The 19026-nt window shown below is 63.0% G+C and carries 15 protein-coding genes and 1 pseudogene; 4 read left to right on the top strand and 12 right to left on the bottom strand.

Annotated elements, in window-relative coordinates; translation table 11 throughout:
• Together X742_RS141175 and X742_RS141180 are read right to left on the bottom strand one after the other, a co-directional pair.
• Positions 1–1046 (bottom strand): annotated as a pseudogene (locus X742_RS141175) (hypothetical protein); the annotation flags it as partial.
• Positions 1047–1121: 75 nt separating this feature from the next.
• On the bottom strand, positions 1122–2420 hold the full coding sequence (locus X742_RS141180; RefSeq protein WP_023775399.1) for an adenylosuccinate synthase: 1299 nt from the start codon (positions 2418–2420) through the stop codon (positions 1122–1124).
• 211 nt (positions 2421–2631) lie between these two features.
• Here X742_RS141180 and X742_RS141185 point away from each other — a divergent pair, with 211 nt between their 5' ends.
• Positions 2632–3528: a DMT family transporter gene (locus X742_RS141185; RefSeq protein WP_023775398.1), complete on the top strand. Its 897-nt coding sequence runs from the start codon at positions 2632–2634 to the stop codon at positions 3526–3528.
• Between the two features lie 16 nt (positions 3529–3544).
• On the opposite strand, the gene X742_RS1000000176265 is transcribed toward X742_RS141185, so the two are convergent.
• From X742_RS1000000176265 to glmM, 6 genes are all read right to left on the bottom strand, one after another.
• Positions 3545–3949, bottom strand: coding sequence for a cytochrome c (locus X742_RS1000000176265; protein ID WP_023775397.1), 405 nt, complete (start codon positions 3947–3949; stop codon positions 3545–3547).
• Positions 3950–5039: 1090 nt separating this feature from the next.
• Positions 5040–6641, bottom strand: a complete 1602-nt coding sequence (serA, locus tag X742_RS141190; protein ID WP_023784281.1) for a phosphoglycerate dehydrogenase — start codon at positions 6639–6641, stop codon at positions 5040–5042.
• Between the two features lie 63 nt (positions 6642–6704).
• Positions 6705–7880 (bottom strand): phosphoserine transaminase, encoded by a 1176-nt coding sequence (locus tag X742_RS141195; protein WP_023775394.1) that lies wholly within the window; start codon positions 7878–7880, stop codon positions 6705–6707.
• Between the two features lie 260 nt (positions 7881–8140).
• Entirely contained in the window at positions 8141–8917 is a 777-nt protein-coding gene (locus tag X742_RS141200; RefSeq protein WP_023794872.1) for an outer membrane beta-barrel protein, read from the bottom strand.
• A 208-nt stretch (positions 8918–9125) separates the two neighbouring features.
• Positions 9126–9986 (bottom strand): outer membrane protein, encoded by an 861-nt coding sequence (locus X742_RS141205; RefSeq protein ID WP_023775392.1) that lies wholly within the window; start codon positions 9984–9986, stop codon positions 9126–9128.
• A gap of 247 nt (positions 9987–10233) precedes the next feature.
• Entirely contained in the window at positions 10234–11589 is a 1356-nt protein-coding gene (gene glmM, locus X742_RS141210) for a phosphoglucosamine mutase (RefSeq protein ID WP_015315278.1), read from the bottom strand.
• A 368-nt stretch (positions 11590–11957) separates the two neighbouring features.
• Between glmM and X742_RS141215 the strand changes: the two genes are divergently transcribed.
• Positions 11958–12830, top strand: a complete 873-nt coding sequence (locus X742_RS141215) for a hypothetical protein (protein ID WP_023775391.1) — start codon at positions 11958–11960, stop codon at positions 12828–12830.
• A 291-nt stretch (positions 12831–13121) separates the two neighbouring features.
• A complete protein-coding gene (locus tag X742_RS141220; protein WP_031248726.1) occupies positions 13122–13574 on the top strand; it encodes a hypothetical protein in 453 nt (150 codons plus the stop codon).
• A 69-nt stretch (positions 13575–13643) separates the two neighbouring features.
• Here X742_RS141220 and X742_RS141225 read toward each other — a convergent pair whose 3' ends face one another.
• Positions 13644–14513, bottom strand: coding sequence for an NAD(P)-binding domain-containing protein (locus tag X742_RS141225; protein ID WP_023794869.1), 870 nt, complete (start codon positions 14511–14513; stop codon positions 13644–13646).
• A gap of 28 nt (positions 14514–14541) precedes the next feature.
• Positions 14542–15306, bottom strand: coding sequence for an SDR family oxidoreductase (locus X742_RS141230; RefSeq protein ID WP_023775388.1), 765 nt, complete (start codon positions 15304–15306; stop codon positions 14542–14544).
• A 183-nt stretch (positions 15307–15489) separates the two neighbouring features.
• On the opposite strand from X742_RS141230, the gene X742_RS0139035 reads away from it, so the two are divergent.
• On the top strand, positions 15490–15858 hold the full coding sequence (locus X742_RS0139035; protein WP_023784275.1) for a helix-turn-helix domain-containing protein: 369 nt from the start codon (positions 15490–15492) through the stop codon (positions 15856–15858).
• Positions 15859–15925: 67 nt separating this feature from the next.
• On the opposite strand, the gene ftsH is transcribed toward X742_RS0139035, so the two are convergent.
• Positions 15926–17854 (bottom strand): ATP-dependent zinc metalloprotease FtsH, encoded by a 1929-nt coding sequence (gene ftsH / locus X742_RS141235; RefSeq protein ID WP_023775386.1) that lies wholly within the window; start codon positions 17852–17854, stop codon positions 15926–15928.
• 122 nt (positions 17855–17976) lie between these two features.
• On the bottom strand, positions 17977–19026 hold a 1050-nt coding region (locus tag X742_RS141240; RefSeq protein WP_023775385.1), incomplete at its 5' end, for an ATP-binding protein.

The raw sequence follows: 19026 nt of genomic DNA, 5'->3' as shown, positions 1-19026 counted from the left end.
GGCGTGGTCGCGGTTGGCGCGCCTGCCGCGGGCGTACCGGCAGCAGGCGTATTGGCAGCCGGCGCGGGAACCGCCGGCGCTGCCGTGGCCGGCGCATTCGTTGCCGTCGGCGGTGTCGTCAGCGCGGCGACGGATTCGCCCTCGCCTATGCCGCTTTGCCCACCGGCTGGGCCTGGGTCGGTTTCGCCGCCTTCCGGCGTCAGCCGCTGCGTGAATTTCGTGCCTTCCGCGCCGGTCGCCGGCGCCGGTGGCGTGGCCGTGGTATCGGTCGCCGGCTTGGCCGGTGTCGTCTTCACCGGTTCGGTCTTGGCAACAACCTTGTTGCCGTCCAGGCCCAACATCTTGCCGAAGGCATCCTTGTTCAGCCAGATGCCGTAGCCGCCGCCGGCAACGACCAGCAGTGCGACGACGGCGGCGATCAGCCCGCCATAGCTGCGCTTGCGTTCGGCCGGGCGCAAACGCTCGAAAGTGTCGGTGGCCACCGGCGCTTCGTCATCGGCAAAGACGTCGTCCTGGTCGTCGTCCCGATCCGCGTCCATCCCCGGCAAGGTCTCTTCGGAAAAGTCCGGAGCGGGCTGCACCAGCGTCGACCTTTGCCAGCCTGGCTCGACCTTGGCGGCTGGAGCAGCCCGGTAGGGCTCGACATTGGCAACGGGCTGCGCCGGTTTGTATGGCTCCGGGCTGGCCGCGGCAGGGGCGGGCCGATACGGGGACGGAGTGGGAGCCGGTTCGGCCTTGACCGGCTGCTTGACGTGGTTCGACTGGTTCTTGTTGCGGTCGATGGAGGAAAAGATGTTTTCCAGTTCCGCGAGCGGATCGGTCTCCGGCACGCTTTTGATGTACTCACGCTCAAGGCTCGATATGGCATCTTCCAGCCCGCGCTTCTGCCTTTCGGCATCCGACGGCGAAAGGGGCGGATCGCGCTCGGCAATCTTCTTTGCAATCGTCGAGCGCGCTTTGTCGTAGACTTTGGCCCGCAGCTCAGGCGTGGGATCGCCAAAATTGTTTATCGTGTCCCTCAGAGCAGAAACGAAATCTTTCGCCATGCGTCAGTCGACCTGTATTTTGCTTCCGGACCGGCCTCCGCAAATCAGCCGCAACGCCCGGGAAGGCTTGAGAAACTAGTCTTGAAACGGATCGGTCACAAGTATCGTGTCGTCCCGTTCAGGGCTGGTGGAGAGGAGCGCGACCGGCGCGCCGATCAACTCCTCTATGTATCGGACATATTTGACGGCCTGGGCCGGAAGATCGTTCCAGCTACGTGCGCCGGCGGTGGTGCCCTTCCAGCCTTCCAACGTCTCGTAGATGGGTTCCACGCGAGCCTGGGCGCCCTGGCTTGCCGGCAGATAGTCGATCGTCTCGCCGTCCAGCCTGTAGCCGGTGCAGACCTTGATCTCATCCAACCCGTCGAGCACGTCGAGCTTGGTCAGCGCGATGCCTTTGATGCCGTTGACGGCAACCGCCTGGCGCACCAGCACCGCGTCGAACCAGCCGCAGCGGCGCTTGCGCCCAGTGACGACACCGAATTCATGGCCGCGCGTGCCGAGGAATTCGCCGATCTCGTTCTTCTGCTCGGTCGGGAACGGACCTTCGCCAACACGCGTCGTGTAGGCCTTTGTGATGCCGAGAACATAGCCGATGGCGCCCGGGCCGACGCCGGAGCCGGCGGCGGCCTGGCCGGCGACCGTGTTGGACGAAGTGACGAACGGATAGGTGCCGTGGTCGATGTCGAGCAGCGTGCCTTGCGCGCCCTCGAACAGGATGCGCTCGCCGGCGCGGCGCTTGTCGTCGAGCACCTTCCAGACGCGGTCCATGTAGGGCAGGATGTCGTTCGCGACCGAGGTCAATTCCTGCATGATCGCATCATGCGTGACTTCGTCATGGCCGAGCCCACGACGCAGCGCATTGTGGTGCGTCAGCAGCCTGTCGACCTTCACGGGCAAAGTTTCCAAATCCGCCAGATCCATCACCCGCACGGCACGCCGGCCCACCTTGTCCTCGTAGGCGGGGCCGATCCCACGTCGGGTCGTGCCAATCTTTGTTCCGGAATTCGAAGCGGCATCCTCGCGAAACCCGTCCAACTCCCGGTGTACGGACAGGATAAGCGCCGTGTTTTCGGCTATTTTCAGGCGATCCGGCGTCACGTCCACGCCCTGGCCTTTCAGTTTCTGCACCTCGGCGACGAAAGCATGCGGATCGAAGACCACGCCATTGCCGATGATGGACAGCTTGCCTTCCCGCACGACGCCCGAAGGCAGCAGCGACAGCTTGTAGACCTTGCCGTCGACGACCAGTGTGTGGCCGGCATTGTGGCCGCCCTGGAAGCGCACCACGACATCGGCGCGCTCCGACAGCCAGTCGACGATCTTGCCCTTGCCTTCGTCGCCCCACTGCGAGCCGACGACCACCACATTGGCCATGTTTCTTTTCCCTTGAGACGCCGCCGCGCGGCTTGGATATGGTTCGAAACGACAGGCCTCTATAGCGTCAAGACCTCGCGAGTGCGACCTTTCTTTGCCGCCGAAAATGCCCTGAGGCACAACAATTTTCGGCTTTGACATCATTTACTTGGGCTGGCCGGGGCAATAGGCCGGCAAACACCGCGGCCCATCCCGCGGCCGGAAGCCCGCGATGCATCGAAACGCCTACATGTTCCTGCTGCTCACCACCTTGCTGTGGGGCGGCAATTCGGTGGCCGGCAAGCTGGCGGTCGGCCACGTCTCGCCTATGACGCTGGTCTTCCTGCGCTGGATGCTGGCCGTGGCGATCCTGCTGCCGATCGGCTGGCGCACGATCCAGGAGGATTGGCCCGTCGTGCGCCGGCACTGGCTCGTGCTGGCAGCGCTTGGCGCCAGCGGCTTCACCCTGTTCAACACCATCTTCTACACCGCCCTCAACTACACCACGGCGATCAATGTCTCGATCGAACAGGCGGCGATGCCGATCCTGATCATGACAGCCAATTTCGTTTTCTTCCGCCTGCGCGTGAACTGGGCGCAGATAGCCGGCGTGGTGCTGACCGTCTTCGGCGTCATCCTGACCGCCTGCCATGGCGATCCGCGCCGGCTGCTGACGCTGGAGCTCAATTTCGGCGACGCCATCATGCTGGTCGCGGTCGTTCTCTACAGCAGCTATTCGGTCGGGTTGCGGCTGAAGCCGGCGATGCGCTGGCAAAGCCTGATGCTGGCCATGTCGTTCGCCGCGCTCATCACCTCACTGCCCTTCTTCCTGTGGGAAGCCGCCGCCGGCAAGGTGATCGTGCCCGACGCCCGCGGCTGGGCGGTCATCGTCTATACGGCGATCGGCGCTTCGGTTATCTCGCAGATAACCTATATCAGGGGCAACGAACTGATCGGCGCCAACCGGGCCGGCTTGTTCATCAATCTGGTGCCGATCTTCGGCACGCTGCTTTCGGTGCTGATCGTCGGCGAGACGTTCCAGCTCTATCAGGCGCTGGCGCTGGTCCTCGTTCTGGGCGGCATCGGGCTCGCCGAGTACAGCGGGCGCAAGATGGCGTCTGGCTTCTGACGTCGCGCCGGGATTATTACCGCACCAGTTCCTTGCGCACCGCCGCGATATCGTCCGACGAGACCGCCGGAGCGGAATTGCCCCAGCTGCCGCGCACAAGGCTCAGCACGTCGGCGATTTCCTGGTCCTTCACCCGCCATGCCAGCGAGGGCATCGAAGGCGTCGTCGGCGCACCGGCCGTGTGCACCGCCTGGCTTTCGGCGAGAACGACGCGAGCCAGGGTCTCGGGATTGCCCTGCGCGACGATCGAGTTGCCGACCAGCGCTGGGAAAAGCGCTCCGGCCCCGGCGCCATCGCCGCCATGGCAGGCCGAGCAATTGTCATGATAAATCGCCGCGCCCGCCACCATCCGCGCCTCGTCGGGCTTGGGCGCCTGCGCATTGCCGGTGTCCGGCCCCAGGCTCTTGAGATAGACGGCCACGGCCTTGAGGTCGGGATCCGCATCTTGGAGGTCGAGATCTCGATCGCCTCGGCCATCGGACCGGATGCGATCGAATGCGCGTTGACGCCGGTCTTGAGGTAGGCGACCACATCCTCTTGCGACCATTTGCCTAGGCCAGACTGAGCATTGTTGGTGATGTCGGGGGCGAACCAGCCTTGCAGCGAGGCGCCTTGCAGGAAGCCGCTGTCTTGGTCCGCTCCAAGGAACGATTTGGGCGTGTGGCAGGTGCCGCAGTGCCCGGCGCCCTGGACGATATAGGCGCCGCGGTTCCATTCCGCCGATTTGGAGGGGTCGGCCTGGAAGCTTGCCTCGCTGAAGTTGAGTAGGTTCCAGCCCCACATTGCCAGCCGGATGTTCAGCGGGAACGGCAGCTGGTTGGCTTCGACCTTGTTCGAGACCGGGTCGATCGTGGTCATGTAGGCCCACAGGTCGGAAATATCCTGCTCGTTCATCCCTGGTATAGGCGGGGTAAGGCATGGCGGGATAGAGCCGCACGCCATTGTGGCCGACGCCCGACTTCATCATGTTGCGGAAATCGGCCTCGGACCAATTGGCGTGATGTTGGGCGGCACCAGTGCGCCGAAAGGCGTTTCGAGCGGCAGGCCACCGGCCAGCGGCTTGCCGCCCGGCCGGGTATGACAGCCCGCGCAATCGCCGACAGAAAAAGGCCCCGGCTCGGTCGGACTGTGCTGCGATGATCCATCGAAGGCACCACGACAGCAACAGAGGCGCGCCGGATGTTGCGCGCAAAATCATGACCAACAGTTAAAGTTAGGTCATATCCGTCAATTGACTGCAGCGTGCGGAAAGAAACCGGGATCGTCAAGCAGATCACAAAATCGTTAGATTGGGCCAGTCCTTATGCTTATCTGTCTACTCTAATGTACTGATGGCTAAAAAGGACATCTTGCGGCAGCTTGACGCAAGGGCGCCCTTGGCGCGACGCCTGCGGCGGGGCCCGCGACGACGCAAACCGTCGGGCGGCTCCAGCGGTCGTGGAACGCCCCGGATGCATGCCGGCAAACGGGGCGTCTGATGTATGGCTTGTCACCTCAGAGGGTGTGGGGAGCTAGATCCCGCCCACGTCGAACCGCAGCCGCTTTGCAGAATCGATCGACTTATGGTCGCGCACCTGCTCCAGCACCTTCTCCGGAAACGGGGCGTCGAGATAGAGCAGTGCGATAGCGTCGCCGCCCGGCCGGTTGCGGCCGAGCTGGAAGTTGGCGATGTTGACGCCGTTCTCGCCGCAGACAGTACCGAGCAGGCCGATAATGCCGGGCGCATCGGCATTGGTCGTATACAGCATGTGCTGGCCGACCTCGGCGTCGAGATTGATGCCCTTGATCTGGATGAAGCGCGGCTTGCCGTCCGAAAAGCAGGTACCGGCGATCGAGCGAGTCATATGTTCGGTCTTGACCGTGAGCTTGATATAGCCGTCGAAGACGCCCGATTTATCGCGTTTGACCTCGGCGACGATGATGCCGCGTTCCTTCACCATGATCGGCGCCGACACCATGTTGACGTCGGCGACCTGCGGCCGGATCAATCCCGCCAGGGCGGCACTGATCAAAGCGCGCGTGTTCATCGTCGCGGTCGAGCCGTCGAACAGGATCTCCACCTCGCTGATCGGATCCTCGGTGACCTGGCCGACAAAGGCGCCCAGCACTTCGGCGAGCTTGACGAACGGCTTCAGCCGCGGCGCCTCTTCCGCCGTGATCGAGGGCATGTTGATGGCGTTGGAGACCGCGCCCTTGATCAGGTAGTCGGCCATCTGCTCGGCGACCTGCAGCGCGACATTCTCCTGCGCTTCCGCCGTCGAGGCGCCAAGGTGTGGTGTCGCCACCACGTTCTCCATGCCGAACAGCACATTCTGCTCCGCCGGTTCGACCTCGAACACGTCGATGCCGGCGCCTGCCACCTTGCCGCTCTTCAGCGCCGCGACCAGGTCGGCCTCGACCACCAGCCCGCCACGCGCGCAGTTGATGATGCGCACGCCGTTCTTCATCTTGGCGATCGCAGCCGCATCGATGATGTTGCGGGTCTTGTCGGTCAATGGCGTGTGCAGCGTGATGAAGTCGGCGCGGGCGAAGAGTTCGTCCAGCTCCACCTTGTCGACGCCGAGCTCCTCGGCGCGCTTGTCCGACAGGAATGGGTCGAAGGCGACGACGTGCATCTTCAGCCCGACGCCGCGTGTGGCGACGATCGAACCGATATTGCCGCAGCCGATGACGCCCAGCGTCTTGCCGGTGATCTCGACGCCCATGAAGCGGTTCTTCTCCCATTTGCCGGCATGGGTCGAAGCGTTGGCTTCCGGGATCTGGCGGGCGAGCGCGAAGATCATCGCCACGGCGTGTTCGGCCGTCGTGATCGAATTGCCGAAGGGCGTGTTCATCACGATGATACCCTTGCGGCTTGCCGCCGGAATATCGACATTGTCGACGCCGATGCCGGCGCGACCGACGACCTTGAGATTGGTGGCCGCGTTGATCAGCTTCTCGGTGACCTTGGTCGCCGAACGGATGGCGAGGCCGTCATACTTGCCGATCACTTCGAGCAGCTTTTCCTTGTCCTTGCCGAGGTCGGGCAGATAGTCGACCTCGACGCCGCGATCTTTGAAGATCTGCACGGCGGTTGGAGAGAGTTTGTCAGAGACGAGAACGCGGGGCGCCATGGCGGCCTCCTTGAAAATGGATTGATCCGGGAACGGACGGCCCTCGGGCCGCAACGGAAACTCTCAGGCGGCCGCTTTGAGCGACGCCTTCTGGCTGGCAAAGGCCCAGTCGAGCCAAGGCAGCAGCGCTTCGAGATCGGAGGTCTCGACGGTTGCGCCGCACCAGATGCGTAATCCCGGCGGGGCATCGCGATAAGAACCGATGTCGTAGGCGACGCCTTCCTTGTCGAGCGTCGAGACGAGGCCCTTGGCAAAGGCCGCCTGTCCATCAGCGTCGAGCGCCGCGATATCCGGGTCGGTGAAGGACAAACAGACCGACGTGTTCGAGCGTGTCGCCGGCGTCACCGCAAGATGGCCGAGCCAGGACGATCTTTCCACGAACCGGTCGAGCACGGCGGCATTGGCGTCCGCCCTGGCAATCAGCGCTTCGAGGCCGCCGACCGACTTCGCCCAGTTCAACGCGTCGAGGTAGTCCTCGACGCAAAGCATCGACGGCGTGTTGATGGTTTCGCCCTTGAAAATGCCCTCGATCAGCTTGCCGCCCGAGGTCAGGCGGAAGATTTTCGGCAGCGGCCATGAAGGCTTGTAGCTCTCCAGCCGCGCTACGGCACGCGGCGACAGGATCAGCATGCCATGCGCACCCTCGCCGCCCAGCACCTTCTGCCAGGAGAAGGTGACGACATCGAGCTTTTCGAAATCGAGCTTTTGCGCGAAGGCCGCGGAAGTAGCGTCGCAAATGGTCAGGCCCTTGCGATCGGCGGGGATGAAGTCACCGTCCGGCACGCGCACGCCCGACGTCGTGCCGTTCCAGGTGAAGACCACGTCGCGGTCGAAATCGATCTTGGTCAGGTCAGGCAGCGCGCCATAACCGGCCTCGATCTTTCTGACATCGGCGAGTTTCAGCTGCTTGACCACGTCGGTGACCCAGCCGGAGCCGAAGCTCTCCCAGGCGACCATGTCGACGCCGCGCTCGCCGAGCAGCGACCACAGCGCCATCTCGACGGCACCGGTGTCGGAGGCCGGCACGATGCCGATCCGGTAGTCGGTCGGGACCTTGAGTATCTCGCGCGTCAACGCGATCGCCTGCTCGAGCTTGGTCTTGCCGATCTTGGCGCGGTGGGAACGGCCGAGTGCGGCAGCTTTCAGCGCCTCGACCGACCAGCCGGGACGTTTCGCGCAGGGACCAGAGGAGAAATTGGGGTTTGCCGGACGGAGTCCGGGCTTCGTAAGCGTCGTCATCGTGGTCTATCCTTCCAGATAGTGGCCCCTCGTTGGGGAGGGGTGGCCCACGGACGGCGATATGCGTTCAGGCATCGGGCGTCAAGAGGAAAGTTTTTGTCGCTGGCGGGATACCGATGCATGGCGCCCTAAAAGTACGCGGCGGTTTTGGGGCTACGGCAGGCATCAAACAGGAATGCGCCGCGATCAGGATCGCGTGACTTCAAATGCAAACGGCGGACCCCGAGAGATCCGCCGTCAAAGTCCCGATCTGCCCAAGTCTACCAGAGATCGTAGCGCAGCCCGAGCTTGATCTGGTGATTGCTGATCCCTTTCTTGACCGGAAAGGAAGTCAGGCTCGCGGCGGTCGCGTATTCGACGCTAGGCGCGGAAAAATACTGATAGCCGAGATCGACGGAAACATTCTTGGACACTTGATACGCAAGACCGGCATTCAACGTATAGGCGAGGGAATACTGCGTCTTGCTGTCATCAAGCGTGAAATCGTTGGCGGGGGTGGCCTCTTCGGCATAGCTGGCGGAGAGGCTGCGTTTGCTCACGACGACGCCGACACCCGCACCGACATACGGTGTGATTCCAACATAGGTGCCAAGGTCAACATAGCCATTGAGTATGCCTGAGAACGCATAGTTCTTCAGGTTTCCCGATCCCATGATCGACGTTCCAGCCGGTGCGGTAGCAGTATCGTCATAGCCGAAGCTTGCCTTGTTACCCGGCAAATAGCCGAAGTTGAGATCGGCGCGGAGGTAATCGTTGAAATGATATCCGAAGCCGACGCTCGCAAAAATTGCATCTTCGCTCTCGCTAAAGTTTTCGTTGTTGATCGCCGACGGGAAGGTGAAATCCCCATTCTTGAAACTCTTCTGCACCAGATAGGAGACGTCACCGCGCAGATACCATCCGGAGCCGACCTCGACCGGCACATAATCCGGCGCCTGGTCGACATAGATCGGCGGATCGTAGTCGGCGGCGATTGTAGGCGTCAGCGGCAACAGCAGTGCGGCAATCGCCAGCGCCATACGCGATATTGATAACATGGTCCCCGGCTCCCGAATTCGGCGCCGTCAAACAAGCAACGGCGGCCAATGTTTCATGAGCCATTGTTAACCATAGTGGTTAAGTGCCGGTTAAGGCTAACAGAGGGTTATTGAATTGATTTCGAACGGGCCGGCCTCGGGTCACCTCAAACGAAAACCGCCCGGCTGATGCCGGGCGGTCGACGAATTCCTGGAAACTTCGAAGCGATTACTTGGTGTAGATCGGCTCGGGCTCCGGCTGATAGGCCACCACCGGCGCGGCGCAACCGTTGTTGCCGCCGAACTGGTAACGCAGACCGCCGCGCACCTCGTGGGTGTTGAAGCCGTGATCGAAGCCCGGCCCGGCGCCCGGCGTGGCGCCGGCTGGACCATACTCGAACATGCGACCGCCCTGAATATGGGAGAAGCGGTAGCCAGCATCGAGGATGACTTTGTCGGTCAAGCAGTAGGAGGCGCCGGCCATTACCGCGTACGCGAAGCGCCAGCTGGATGTTCCGGGGTTGGACTCGGTTGCGCCCGGGGTCGGGTCGTAGACAGTATCCCACTTGACGCGCGCTCCGCCGATACCGGCGCCGACATAGGGCGTGATACCGTGCCAGGTTCCGATATCGACATAGGCATTTGCCAGAAGCAGCAAGGCGCTCATCTTCGACGACTCGACCGAGACCGTAGTGAGGTCCGAGGTGCCACCATTGAAGTTCGACTTGAACCAGTAGTCGGCGGTCAGGTCGGTGCGGAAGTGTTCGTTGATCTTGTAGCCGACGCCGGCGCCTAGCGAGAAACCGCCCTTGAGCTTGCCATAGTCGAAGGACTTGCTGCCGGCGACCCCGACTGGAGGCCCGCACGGGCAAGGCGCGGCGCCATAGGTGATGTAGTCGATGTCACCCACCTTCGACTTGTGATAGTCGATGTCGCCACGGATATACCAGCCGCCGACATCGACCGGTTGCTCATAGACCGGCGGCGGCGCTTCTTCGACCTGCGGCTCGGGCAGGTCAGCTGCGAGCACCGGCCAGGCCAAGCCCGCGAACAGCAGCGCGAACAGGGCCTTTCTTGCTGTATTGAACATGCTTGTCACCCCTAGAAACCTCGGAACGGCGATCGTGTCCGAATAAGATTGGCTTTCAGGCGTGGATAATGAATTGCAAAAGTTAAAAGGCGTTTAACCCTGTCGATTAACCACGAATCTCTAAAATCCCAGAGATCCGGCGAAGATTTCGACAGAGGGAGACCGACCCTCCACCAACAAAAACCCGCCGGAGGGAGGCTTGGATGCAATGAAGGCGGCGGCGTGACGCCTTCCGGGCGGGCGGGGATCAGGCAGCGCTGCTGCGGGTTTCCGAGATGACCCCGACGATGTCGTTGACGACGGCCTCGACCAGTTGCGGATCGTCGCCCTCGGCCATCACACGGATCAGCGGCTCGGTGCCGGATGGACGGATGACCAGCCGCCCGGCCTTGCCGAGACGATGGCGGGCGTCCTCGATCGCGGCCTTGACCGGGGCTTCCTCCAACGGTTTTCCGCCGGCGATGCGAACGTTCTTCAGCAGTTGCGGGACCGGCTCGAACTTCTTCGACAGTTCGCTGACAGGGCGGCCCTGCCGCTTGATGCAGGCCAGCACCTGCAATGCCGAGACCAACCCGTCGCCCGTGGTCGAGAAGTCGGACAGCACGATGTGGCCCGACTGCTCACCGCCGACATTGAGCCCATGCGCGCGCATATGCTCCACGACATAGCGGTCGCCGACCTTGGTGCGGTGCAATTGCAGCTTCATGTCGCCGAGAAAGCGCTCGAGGCCGAGATTGGACATGACCGTCGAAACGACGCCACCGCCAGCCAGCCGCCCGCTCTGGTGCCAGGACTCGGCAATCAGCGCCATGATCTGGTCGCCGTCTACGATGGCGCCGTTCTCGTCGACGATGACGACCCGGTCTGCATCACCATCAAGCGCTATGCCGATGTCGGCGCGCACTTCGTGCACCTTTTTCTGCAGATCGGCTGGATGGGTCGAGCCGCATTCCTTGTTGATGTTGAAGCCATTGGGCTCGACATTGATGGCCACGACTTCGGCGCCCAGTTCCCACAGCGCCTCGGGCGCCACCTTGTAGGCCGCGCCGTTGGCACAGTCGACGACGATCCGTAGACCCGAAAGCGACATCGAGCGCGGCAAGGTGCGCTTGGCGAATTCAATGTAACGGTCATGCACGCCGTCGACGCGCTTGGCGCGGCCAAGCCCGTCGGAATCGGCGAGCGCCAGTTCGATATCCTTGTCGAGCATGCTCTCGATGCGCTCTTCGATCTCGTCGGACAGCTTGTAGCCGTCTGGGCCGAAAAGCTTGATGCCGTTGTCGTAGTAGGGATTGTGGGAGGCCGAGATCATGACGCCAATGTCGGCGCGCAGCGAGCGCACCAGCATGGCAACCGCGGGCGTCGGGATCGGGCCGAGCAGAAACACGTCCATGCCGGCGGCGCAAAGGCCGGCCACCATCGCGTTTTCAATCATATAGCCGGACAGCCTGGTGTCCTTGCCGAGCACGACGCGATGGCGATGGCTGCCGCGCTGGAACGAAAGGCCGGCGGCCATGCCGACCCGCATGGCGATTTCCGCCGTCATCGGAAACTTGTTGGCGCGCCCGCGAATGCCGTCCGTGCCGAAGTAATTCCCTGCCATGCCAGTCAGTTTCCTTGGTTGTCCTTAGCCGGCACGTCATGCCACAATTGGCCGTCGTGCCTCGATCACATTGTGTGATTATATGTTACCAATCCTTAGAAAATCATTGTTGTGCGGTGCACACAACATGGCCGCAGCCTAGCACGGAGAGGCTGTAGCGTCACATATACCAGTTTTGCGAGCCATTCGGCGCGGATGCACCCCGAGAATTCTTGCCTCGGCGGCAGTCAGGCCGAATGATTTCATCACCTTGTCGTCAGAAAGCGATTTTCGGCGATATATAAGCCGCCTGGCATCTGGCGCAACCGACCGTTGAGCGGTATTGATTCGCTGGGACGTATAATGGGCTGCAGCCACGGAGAAACGCTATGCTCATCCACCGAATTGCTACTCTGACCGGCCTTGCGGTCGCGACGTTGTTCCTGGCCGCGCCAGCCAACGCGCTGACGATGGCCGAGTGCAGCACGAAGTATAATGCCGCCAAGGACGCGGGGACACTCGCCGGGGCGACCTGGAACCAGTTCCGCAAGGCACAGTGCGGCACTGACGCCGCTGCCACCGCCGACACCAAGGCGGCCACGACCAAGGCGGCCACGACCAAGGCGGCCGAAGCCAAGCCGGCCGAAACCAAGCCGGCCAAGACCACCAAGGCCGCCGCGGCGGCCACCGACAGCACGGCCAAGGGCCTGACCGCCAAGGAATGCAGCACCAAGTACCAGGCGGCGAAGGCCGCCGGCACATTGAACGGCATGAAGTGGAACGACTTCCGCAAGGCCGAATGCGCCGCTGGCGCATCCGCCGACACCACCAAACCGGCGACCACCAAGGCTGCGACCACGACCGCGCCTGCCGCGGCTTCTGGCAAGGGCCTGAGCATGGCCGAATGCAGCACCAAGTATCAGGCTGCCAAGACGGCGAACACGCTGAAGGGCATGAAGTGGAACGACTTCCGCAAGAGCGAGTGCGGCGCTAGTGCCTCGGATGACGACAGCGTGCCCGCTCCAAGCGAGGCGAGCTACACCAAGGAACCCGCAAAGCCGACGACGGTTGCCCCCAAGGGTGTCACCTTCCCGTCCGCGATCTCGGCGAAATATGCCAGCGAGACCCCCGGAAAAGGCCGCATGCATACCTGCCTTGATCAGTACTATGTCCTTAAGGACGCCAACGCGCTCGGCGGCCTGAAGTGGATCCAGAAGGGCGGCGGCTTTTACAGCCTCTGCAATGCCAAGCTGAAGGGCTGAGCCACGTGGCATTCCCCGGATCCATGGAGCATGACGGTTGAGATCGAATTGAATTAGACGGAAAATCTGGCAAGACAGGCAAGGCCCGCGATGCATCTGCTCGCGGGCCTTTTGTTGCGCGAAGACGCCCGGGTCTTGCTCGCGTCCGCATATCGCGGGAGCTGTGCATCATCAATTCGCTCCCACTGCCCTCCGCAAGGCTGTCGGTAACTCACAAAAATTCTGATTGAACATAAAGGGAACAAACAGTATACAAAAAGCATCTACCTTGTCATCAACCAGGAGAATCTTATGCCCAGTTTGAAATTGGCGGTATTGGCTGTGACGGCATCGGTTGCTTGGGGCGTCGCCCCTGCAAGCGCACTGACGATGAAGGAATGTGGCGAGACGTATCGGACAGCCAAGGAGAGCGGCACTCTGAACGGCATGGACTGGGCCGCTTTCCGCAAGGAGAAATGCGCGACGACCACTGCGGAGAGTGTCAGCGCGGATACGGTCGAAACCGCGCCACAGCCGAACAAGGAAACCAGCGCGGCACTTGTCCCCACTGTAGCGCCCGCGGGCGTAACGTTCCCGACCACCCTCGCCGCCGAGTTCGAGACCGAAAAGCCCGCGAAGGCACGGATGAAGACATGCCTGCAGGGTTACCATGGCAACAAGGAGGCAGGTACGTTGAACGGCCTTCGCTGGATCCAGAAGGGCGGCGGTTATTACAGCCTCTGCAATGCCAAGCTGAAGGGCTGATCGTCTGCATCTGAAAACAATGCCCGCAAGCCGCAAGGTTCGCGGGCTTTTTGCTAGGCAATGGCCAGCTCAAGTGTCTTGTTTGGAGAGGAGCCCGACCAAGCTTGAAAGATCGGCATTGGCCATGCCAGCCGCCACACCGCGTCGCATAAGGTTTTGCATCGGCAAGACGAGTTCGATGCTGACATCAGCCGCCCGGCTGGCATCGACCAGATTGACATAGGCATCTGCCTGCATGCCCAGGTTGGAAACGACGTTGCTGGTGTGGTCGCCGCTGTCGACCTGTTGCGCCCATATCGGCAACGCGCCTTGCATCGCCTTAAGCCACGATGTCAGCAGCGGCATGAATTCGCCGGCAGGAATCCCAGCCTTGCCCGTCAAAGCCAATGCCTGCAGGACACCGGCGAACAACCCGTACATGCCGGCCAGGAGCGAGATGTCGTAGAGCGGCGCGAGACCGGCATCCTCGCCAAGATACTTGCTGGTGCCGAGCGCATCGAGCCGTCCTGCATGAGCGTCGAATGCTTGCCTGGACCCGCTATAGAGTATCAAGGCATGCTGCCCGCCGATCATCGGCGGTACCGCCATGATGCCGCCGTCGATGTAGTCGGCACCGCATCGGGCGGCCCAGGCGGACATCGCCCGCGCCTGTTCGGGTGTACCGTTGGTGAGATTGACCAATGTGCGGCCCGAGAGCGCGTTCCCCGCGGGACCGAGCACCTCATGGACAGTGTCATAGACAAGAAGGCATGCCACGACCAGCGGGCTCGACCTGACGGCCTCCTCGACATTCCTGGCCACAATGGCGCCCTTGGCCCCGACGACCTCCGACTTTGCCGCTGAACGGTTCCACACCGTCACCGCGTGTCCCTTGTCCAGTAAGGCTTCGGCGAGCGCCGTGCCCATGGCGCCGAGCCCGACTACAGCGATATCACTCATTCTGCTTCTCCTTTGTTCGCTTTGCCGGTCACGCCGGCATCAGGCTCAGATCCTGCCCAAGGCCGCCATCGACGGTCAGCCGCGCACCCGTGGTGAAGGTCGCGTCGAAAGCCAGGAACAGCACCGCCCGCGCCACCTCCTCAACCGTGCCGTGACGCTTCATCGGCGTGACCGCATCGCCTATCCTCATGAAGGCTCCGCGTTCTTCCTCGGACGCACCGGCCACACCCATGGTCGGCGTGTCGATGAAGCCGGGGCTGACCACATTCACGCGGATGCGGCGCGGCAGAAGCTCGGCGGCCAGCACCTTGGCGAAAGCACGGAGGGCTGCCTTCGATCCGGAATAGACGCTCATGCCACTGGTGCCGGATTCGTCGGCGACCGACGAGGTGAAGACGATGGCGCCGCCATCCCTGATCAGAGGCAAAAGCCGCTGGACGGTGAAGAAGGCGCCTTTAATGTTGATGTTGAAGATGCGGTCGTAGCTGTCCTCGGTCACCTGCGGCACCGGCTCCAGATTGGCGACCCCAGCATTGATGTGCAGGAAATCGATATGCCCGAGCTTCTGCCCGACCTCGGCGCCGAGTGTAACGATAGCGGCCATGTCGCCGATGTCGGACCGCACCACATGGGCGCGCGAAAACAGCCTGGCCCGTGCGGCATCGATGTTGCGTTCGTCACGGCCGGTGACCAGCACCTCGGCGCCGCCCTCGACCAGCGCTTCGGCGACAGCGAGCCCGATGCCGTGCGTCCCGCCGACGACCACGGCTTTCCTGTTTGCGTATCGCGTCATGATGCATCCTTTTGACAAAATCCTGCCATCAACGGCCTTTGCAGGCCGAAGCGGGGTACCGATATGGTGTTGTGGTGCTCGCCGGTGTTGGCGATCTGATCCGAAGCTATGGACCGACTTGGTTTTTCTCAAGTACCGACAAAAATGTAAGCCACCCACCGATTGCTCAGAATTGGATGAAACATGGGAAAGAAACAGCCAGATAGTTGCGGACTGGGGCCGGCATTGGAGGTGATCGGCGGCAAATGGAAAGCGTTGCTGCTCTGGCAGATCCACAAGGCACCGGCGCGATTCGGGGAACTGAAACGGCTGGTGCCCGACATCAGCGAAAAAATGCTGATCCAGCAGCTGCGCGAAATGGAGGCGGACGGCATCGTCCATCGCCAGGTCTTCGCCGAAGCGCCGCCCAGGGTCGAATATTCGATCACCGACTTTGGTATCGAACTGGACAATGCGCTGATCCCACTTGCCATATGGGGCATGCAACACGCCGGGCGAACGGACCGGCAGTGGCCCGGCAAGGCCGACGCGCCGGCGCCCCACGCGTTGTAATCAGCGCCGAATAGCAAAACGCCGCGGGTTGCAGCCGCGGCGTTTTCTTGAACCCGGTGATCTCAGCTCAGCTTGACGGCTGTGGCTCCATGCCGCCTTCGGGCTCGGGACCCTTCTTGCGGCGGCCGCCGGACTTCGGCACGGCCGAGCCACGGCTCGGCGGCGTGTCGTCGCCGAGGTCGCGCGAGGGCTTGTTGCCCGCGATCAGCTGCTTGATCTCCTCGCCGGACAGCGTCTCGTATTCGAGCAGGCCCTGCGCCAGCGCGATCCATTCCTTCTTCTTCTTGGTCAGCACGGACTTCGCCGTCGAATAGGCCTCGTCGATCAGGCGGCGCACTTCGCCGTCGATTATCTGCGCGGTCTCTTCCGAGATGTTCTGCGTGCGCGCCACCGAATGGCCGAGGAACACTTCCTCCTGGTTGTCGCCATAGGCGACATGGCCGAGTTTGTCGGAGAAGCCCCAGCGCGTGACCATGGCGCGCGCCAGCTTGGTCGCCTGCTCGATGTCGGAGGAAGCACCGGACGTGATGTTCTCCTTGCCGAACTTGAACTCCTCGGCGACGCGGCCGCCCATCATGATGGCGAGGCGCGAGACCATGTATTTGTAACTCATGGAGTAGCGGTCGCCTTCCGGCAACTGCATGACCATGCCGAGCGCGCGGCCGCGCGGGATGATGGTCGCCTTGTGCAGCGGATCGGCCGACGGCACGTTAAGCGCCAGGATGGCGTGTCCGGCCTCGTGATAGGCGGTCAGTTCCTTCTCGGCCTGGGTCATGGCCGACGAGCGGCGCTCGGCGCCCATCATGATCTTGTCCTTGGCGTCCTCGAACTCGGCCATGGTGACGAGGCGCTTGTTGCGCCGCGCCGCCATCAGCGCGGATTCGTTGACCAGGTTCATCAGGTCTGCGCCGGAGAATCCGGGCGTACCACGAGCGACGACCTTGAGGTCGACATTGGGCGCCAGCGGCACGTTGCGCACATGTACCTTGAGGATCTTCTCGCGGCCGACGATGTCTGGGTTCGGCACCACCACCTGGCGGTCGAAACGGCCTGGACGCAGCAACGCCGGATCGAGCACGTCGGGCCGGTTGGTGGCGGCGATCAGGATGATGCTTTCGTTGGACTCGAAGCCGTCCATCTCGACCAGCAACTGGTTCAGCGTCTGCTCGCGCTCGTCATTGCCGCCGCCGAGGCCGGCACCGCGATGGCGGCCGACGGCGTCGATTTCGTCGATGAAGATGATGCAGGGCGCGTTCTTCTTGGCCTGGTCGAACATGTCGCGGACACGGGATGCGCCGACGCCGACGAACATCTCGACGAAATCCGAGCCCGAAATGGTGAAGAACGGCACGTTGGCTTCGCCGGCGACCGAGCGGGCAAGCAGCGTCTTGCCGGTGCCGGGAGGGCCGACCAGCAGCACGCCGCGCGGAATCTTGCCGCCGAGGCGCTGGAACTTCTGCGGATCGCGCAGGAATTCGACGATCTCCTCGAGGTCTTCCTTGGCTTCGTCGACGCCGGCGACGTCCTGGAAGGTGACGCGGCCATGCGCCTCGGTAAGCAGCTTGGCCTTCGACTTGCCGAAGCCCATGGCGCGCCCGGAGCCGGACTGCATCTGGCGCATGAAGAAAATCCACACGCCGAGGATGAGGATCATCGGCAGCCACGAGATTAGATAGCCGAACAGCGAATTGGAGCCGTCGGTCTCGGGCCGCGCATTGATGGTGACGTTCTTGTCCTGCAGCCGCGAGACCAGTTGGGGATCGCCGGGCGAATAGGTTTGGAAGCCGCTGGAATTGTCGGTGTAGGTGCCGGTGATGCGGGCGCCCGCGATGGTCACCGTCTTGACCCGGCCGGCCGCGACATCCTGCAGGAACTGCGAATAAGGCACATCGCTCGAAGCCCCGCGCGTCTGCGGCGTCTGGAACAGATTGAAGAGGGCGATGAGCAGGACCGCTATGATCGCCCAGAGCGCGAGGTTGCGATAGTTCGGATTCATCAATTGTCCCGTTGGCGTCCGCGAGCGGACAGCATCATGAGAGGAAACTTGGGCCTAACATAGGGAGACCGTACCCCCTTGCCAAGCAGAACAGCATGTCTGGGTTAAGCTTTCGGCTAGCATCAACCGACACTGTGACCACGCAATGGCAAGGCGGGAAGCGGCGCCGCGCCGATCAACTCGGCGACGGCGCGCGCCGGGGCTAGGTCGAAGGACGGCAGGAAACGGGCAAAGGGAGCAACGACCGCCGAGGCCGCGAACCCTTGCGATGTCGGCCTATCAGGCTCCGGACCCACCTTCTCGACGGGTTGCGGCCATCCTGGTTCCGCCGCCAAGGCCGCACGCAGCAGGCTTGGCGGGGTTTCGCCCCCGCCTACAGCCAGCCGCTTCGCCGCCATTGCCCCGAATGGCGCGATCAACAATGCGCCGCCGGCGTCGTTCAATGTGATTTGGCGGCGCCCGTCCCAGATGGCGCCGTCGATCGTTACCGCCGCTGCCGGCAAGCCGCGCATCTCCCGACGCAGGAAGATGCCGGCGCGCCGGAAGTCGATCACTGTCCGCGACAATGTGGCGCAAAGAAATCCGGCTTTCAGCCGGGCGAACAACGCTTCGCCGCGGGCCTGGTCCGGAAGGAAGGCAACCCCACCTGACGTCGCCAGGAGAACGCGCAGTGCGTATACGGCCGCCCGATCGGCGCCGGCGCCGAGCAGGGCCGGATCGAGCCGGATGAGGCCCGCCGCCGGCTGGCTGGCAAAGCGCTCGATCAGACGGGCTGCCTCACCGCCAAGCCGCGTCCGGTCGCCGGCCTGCCGCGCGGCCAACGCCAGCGCGTCGTTCATGCGTTGTGCGCCAGCCTCCCCGGCAACGGCTGCGCGCATGCGGGGCCGCTCGAAGGCTTTATCGGCATTGGTCGGGTCCTCGGCCCAGCCGACTTGTTGGAGCCGCAGGAAGTCGCGTAGCGCATGGCGCCGCACGCCAAGAAGCGGCCGCAAGATCCAGTCGCGCCAGTCATGCAGGGTGGCGGGCGCCATGCCGGCCAGGCCCCGTCCCTCGCCGCGGGTCGCATCGTTGCGATCGCGCCGCATCAGCACCGTCTCGGCCTGGTCGTCCGCGGTATGCCCGGTCACGATCAGGCCGATCCCTTCCGCCCGGGCGGCGCTGGCCAGCAGCCG

The sequence above is a fragment of the Mesorhizobium sp. LNHC229A00 genome (assembly GCF_000502415.1).
Taxonomy (GTDB): Bacteria; Pseudomonadota; Alphaproteobacteria; order Rhizobiales; family Rhizobiaceae; genus Mesorhizobium.
Note: the sequence above shows the minus strand (reverse complement) of the source record. Positions and strands in the feature narration are given on the sequence as shown.

Excerpts from the sequence above, each read along its gene's own strand:
- X742_RS141180 (WP_023775399.1), bottom strand. The coding sequence starts at position 2,420 with ATGGCCAATGTGGTGGTCGTCGGCTCGCAGTGGGGCGACGAAGGCAAG.
- X742_RS141185 (WP_023775398.1), top strand. The coding sequence starts at position 2,632 with ATGCATCGAAACGCCTACATGTTCCTGCTGCTCACCACCTTGCTGTGG.
- serA (WP_023784281.1), bottom strand. The coding sequence starts at position 6,641 with ATGGCGCCCCGCGTTCTCGTCTCTGACAAACTCTCTCCAACCGCCGTG.
- X742_RS141195 (WP_023775394.1), bottom strand. The coding sequence starts at position 7,880 with ATGACGACGCTTACGAAGCCCGGACTCCGTCCGGCAAACCCCAATTTC.
- X742_RS141200 (WP_023794872.1), bottom strand. The coding sequence starts at position 8,917 with ATGTTATCAATATCGCGTATGGCGCTGGCGATTGCCGCACTGCTGTTG.
- X742_RS141205 (WP_023775392.1), bottom strand. The coding sequence starts at position 9,986 with ATGTTCAATACAGCAAGAAAGGCCCTGTTCGCGCTGCTGTTCGCGGGC.
- glmM (WP_015315278.1), bottom strand. The coding sequence starts at position 11,589 with ATGGCAGGGAATTACTTCGGCACGGACGGCATTCGCGGGCGCGCCAAC.
- X742_RS141215 (WP_023775391.1), top strand. The coding sequence starts at position 11,958 with ATGCTCATCCACCGAATTGCTACTCTGACCGGCCTTGCGGTCGCGACG.
- X742_RS141220 (WP_031248726.1), top strand. The coding sequence starts at position 13,122 with ATGCCCAGTTTGAAATTGGCGGTATTGGCTGTGACGGCATCGGTTGCT.
- X742_RS141225 (WP_023794869.1), bottom strand. The coding sequence starts at position 14,513 with ATGAGTGATATCGCTGTAGTCGGGCTCGGCGCCATGGGCACGGCGCTC.
- X742_RS141230 (WP_023775388.1), bottom strand. The coding sequence starts at position 15,306 with ATGACGCGATACGCAAACAGGAAAGCCGTGGTCGTCGGCGGGACGCAC.
- X742_RS0139035 (WP_023784275.1), top strand. The coding sequence starts at position 15,490 with ATGGGAAAGAAACAGCCAGATAGTTGCGGACTGGGGCCGGCATTGGAG.
- ftsH (WP_023775386.1), bottom strand. The coding sequence starts at position 17,854 with ATGAATCCGAACTATCGCAACCTCGCGCTCTGGGCGATCATAGCGGTC.